The organism is Vibrio sp. 10N.222.46.A1 (assembly GCF_041473595.1).
Taxonomy (GTDB): Bacteria; Pseudomonadota; Gammaproteobacteria; order Enterobacterales; family Vibrionaceae; genus Vibrio; species Vibrio tasmaniensis_A.
This window is the reverse complement of the sequence record NZ_JBFRSN010001105.1, coordinates 1-3,212: the sequence shown is the minus strand read 5'-3', so window position 1 is coordinate 3,212 and position 3,212 is coordinate 1. Positions and strand designations below refer to the sequence as shown.

Annotated in this window: 4 protein-coding genes; 3 read left to right on the top strand and 1 reads right to left on the bottom strand. The window is 43.7% G+C overall.

Features of this window, described 5'->3' with window-relative positions; translation table 11 throughout:
* Positions 1 to 383: outer membrane protein assembly factor BamD (gene bamD, locus AB4496_RS24260; RefSeq protein ID WP_372132335.1), on the bottom strand; the 383-nt coding region annotated here is incomplete at its 3' end.
* A gap of 137 nt (positions 384 to 520) precedes the next feature.
* Between bamD and rluD the strand changes: the two genes are divergently transcribed.
* From rluD to AB4496_RS24245, 3 genes are all read left to right on the top strand, one after another.
* Positions 521 to 1,495: a 23S rRNA pseudouridine(1911/1915/1917) synthase RluD gene (gene rluD / locus AB4496_RS24255; RefSeq protein WP_009848467.1), complete on the top strand. Its 975-nt coding sequence runs from the start codon at positions 521 to 523 to the stop codon at positions 1,493 to 1,495.
* An 8-nt stretch (positions 1,496 to 1,503) separates the two neighbouring features.
* On the top strand, positions 1,504 to 2,238 hold the full coding sequence (gene pgeF, locus AB4496_RS24250; protein ID WP_009848468.1) for a peptidoglycan editing factor PgeF: 735 nt from the start codon (positions 1,504 to 1,506) through the stop codon (positions 2,236 to 2,238).
* A gap of 142 nt (positions 2,239 to 2,380) precedes the next feature.
* On the top strand, positions 2,381 to 3,212 hold an 832-nt coding region (locus AB4496_RS24245; protein ID WP_372132332.1), incomplete at its 3' end, for a Clp protease N-terminal domain-containing protein.

The window sequence follows — 3,212 nt, the reverse complement described above, 5'->3', positions numbered from 1 at the left end:
ATATTAAAAATATCATGCATGAAGTTTCGGTCTTGTGCCATATGCGTTAAACCGCGCATGTAAAGAACCCAATCTTGTTTCTCATGAGTTGGGTTTAAACGTAGGAATCGCGAAATAGTCGCAAGGCCAAGCGCCAAGTCATCATTTTTGTAGTAAGCGTAAATCAGATCCAGTTGTACTTGTTCAGAATAGGCGCCGAATGGGTAACGTGAGTCTAAGGCTTCTAGCTTTTCGATTGCAGAAAGCCAGCTACCACTCTGCAGTGATTCTTGGGCGTCAGAGTAAAGAACCGATGGCGGTACATCCGGTACTATTTCTTCACTACTTGAACAACCAACTAAGAGTGATACGGCTAATAGACCCGTTAAAGTAAGGTGTTTCATGTCAGGCGTCGATTCCTTGAATTAAATATTTCGTAAGCTTCCGTTACTTTCTAACCAGTAACAGATACAATGATGCAATTATTCTATTTTATCCATACTAATGGGTATTAGTCTCACGGTTTTTAAAAAAGTTCGATATGGCTCAGCAGATAACATTAACAGACACAGTAAAAAGCAGCCAGTTAGGTCAACGTTTAGACCAAGCTGTCGCTGAACTATTTACCGATTTTTCTCGCTCTCGTATTAAAGAGTGGCTTCTTGACGGCAAAATCCAAGTGGATGGCGAAGTTATCACTAAACCGCGCACCATAGTTTTGGGCGGTGAAGCGATCATCTTACAAGCAGAGCTTGCGGATGAAGAGCGCTGGGAAGCACAAGATATTCCGTTAGACATTGTCTATGAAGATGATGATTTATTGGTTATCAATAAACCTCGCGATCTGGTTGTACACCCAGGTGCAGGTACGCCGGATGGAACCATACTAAACGCATTGCTTTTCCATTACCCTCAGATTGCTGAAGTACCTCGTGCGGGTATTGTGCACCGTCTTGATAAAGACACAACTGGTCTTATGGTTGTGGCTAAAACGGTTCCAGCTCAAACTCGCCTTGTACGAGCTCTTGCTAAACGTCGTATTACTCGTGAATATGAAGCAATTGCTATTGGTAAAATGACCGCTGGTGGTGTGGTTGAGAAAGGCATTAGCCGTCATGCAACTAAGCGTACGTTAATGGACGTTAATGAACTGGGTAAGCCTGCGGTAACTCACTACCGTGTTGCTGAGCACTTCCGCGAACATACTCGTATTCGTCTGCGCCTAGAAACGGGTCGTACTCACCAAATCCGTGTTCACATGTCATACCTTCAGCACCCGTTGTTAGGTGATATTGCGTACGGTGGTCGTGCACGTATTCCAAAAGGTGCATCTGAAGAGCTAACGACAATGATTCGTTCTTTTGATCGCCAAGCGCTACACGCGGTTATGCTGAAGTTTGTTCACCCGATTACTGGTGAAGAAGTAGAGTTCCACGCACCTGTGCCAAATGACATGGTTGTGATGGCTGAAGCGTTGCGTGTTGATGCTCGCGAAAACATAGAAGACGACATTTAATCGTGTCAATGATCATCCCTGACTGGAATGCACCAAAAAACGTGAAAGCATTTGCTTCGACTCGTTTTGATGGTTGTTCTACAGGTGCTTATCAAGGGTTAAACCTTGGTATGCATGTTGGGGATGATGCTTTACTTGTTGAAAGTAATCGAACATGGCTAAAGCAACAATCTAAGATGCCCACGGCTCCAGTATGGCTAAATCAAACTCACTCAACGGATGTCATTACGGTTTTAGAACCTGTGGCGAATGTGCTTGATGCGGATGGTGCATTTACCACTGCAAAGGGGATTGTGTGTTCTGCGATGACAGCCGATTGCTTACCGGTCATCCTTACCGATACCAAAGGCACTCAAGTTGCTGCCGTTCATGCCGGTTGGCGTGGTCTTGCTGGTGGCATTCTTGAAAATGCCGTAGCAAAGTTTTCAAACCTAGATTCAGATAATCAGATCATTGCTTGGCTTGGCCCTGCTATTGGTAAAGATGCGTTTGAGGTGGGCAACGATGTGTTGGACGCTTTTGTTCGTTTTGACCCTCAAGCGAAATTAGCATTTAAAGCTAAATCTGAACCCGGCAAGTGGTTAGCAAACATGTCTCAACTTGCGACTCAACGATTAATGAAAGTTGGCGTGACTTCGGTGACAGATTCGAATCTATGTACATACGCAGATTCAGATGCTTTCTATTCTTATCGTCGTGATGGTATTACTGGGCGTCAGGCAACATTTATTTGGTTAGAGTAATCTCTGACTAGCATAACCACTCATCCAGTTCATTTATATTTTCATATCAGCTCTATTCTTCATCCTTATCCCTTGAAAATCTGCGTTACCGTATCCATCTTCTAACCATAAGATAAACATATCTAAGAGTAGGAAGGTTGGCATGCGTCTCGATCGATTCACTAGTAAATTCCAAATTGCGATATCTGATGCTCAGTCGCTCGCATTAGGTCGTGATCACCAATATATAGAACCTGTACACCTAATGGTGTCTTTGCTTAATCAAGATGGCAGTGCGATTCGTCCATTGCTCACTATGCTGAATATTGACGTTGTTCAATTGCGTTCTAAATTGAGCGAAATATTAGACAGAGTCCCAAAAGTAAGCGGTATCGGTGGTGATGTTCAGCTTTCTAACGCAATGGGAACGCTATTCAACCTATGTGACAAGGTCGCGCAAAAGCGTCAAGACAGTTATATATCTTCAGAAGTATTCCTACTCGCTGCAATAGAAGACAAAGGATCTCTAGGTAACTTACTTAAAGAGTTAGGCCTTACTGAGCAAAAACTATCTCAAGCTATCGAGCAAGTTCGTGGTGGTCAAAAGGTTGATGACCCGAATGCGGAAGGTAGACGCCAAGCTTTAGAGAAGTTCACCATTGATCTGACCGAGCGAGCAGAGCAAGGCAAGCTAGATCCTGTGATTGGTCGTGATGATGAAATTCGTCGCACGATTCAAGTCCTTCAACGTCGTACTAAGAACAACCCTGTCATTATCGGTCAACCCGGTGTAGGTAAAACTGCGATTGTCGAAGGTTTGGCTCAGCGTATTATCAATAATGAAGTGCCTGAAGGCTTAAGAGGCCGACGAGTGCTTTCATTAGACATGGGCTCATTAGTTGCGGGTGCTAAATATCGTGGTGAATTCGAAGAGCGTCTAAAATCAGTGCTTAATGAATTATCGAAAGAAGAAGGCAATGTCATTCTCTTTATCG

Excerpts from the sequence above, each read along its gene's own strand:
- pgeF (WP_009848468.1), top strand. The coding sequence starts at position 1,504 with ATGATCATCCCTGACTGGAATGCACCAAAAAACGTGAAAGCATTTGCT.
- rluD (WP_009848467.1), top strand. The coding sequence starts at position 521 with ATGGCTCAGCAGATAACATTAACAGACACAGTAAAAAGCAGCCAGTTA.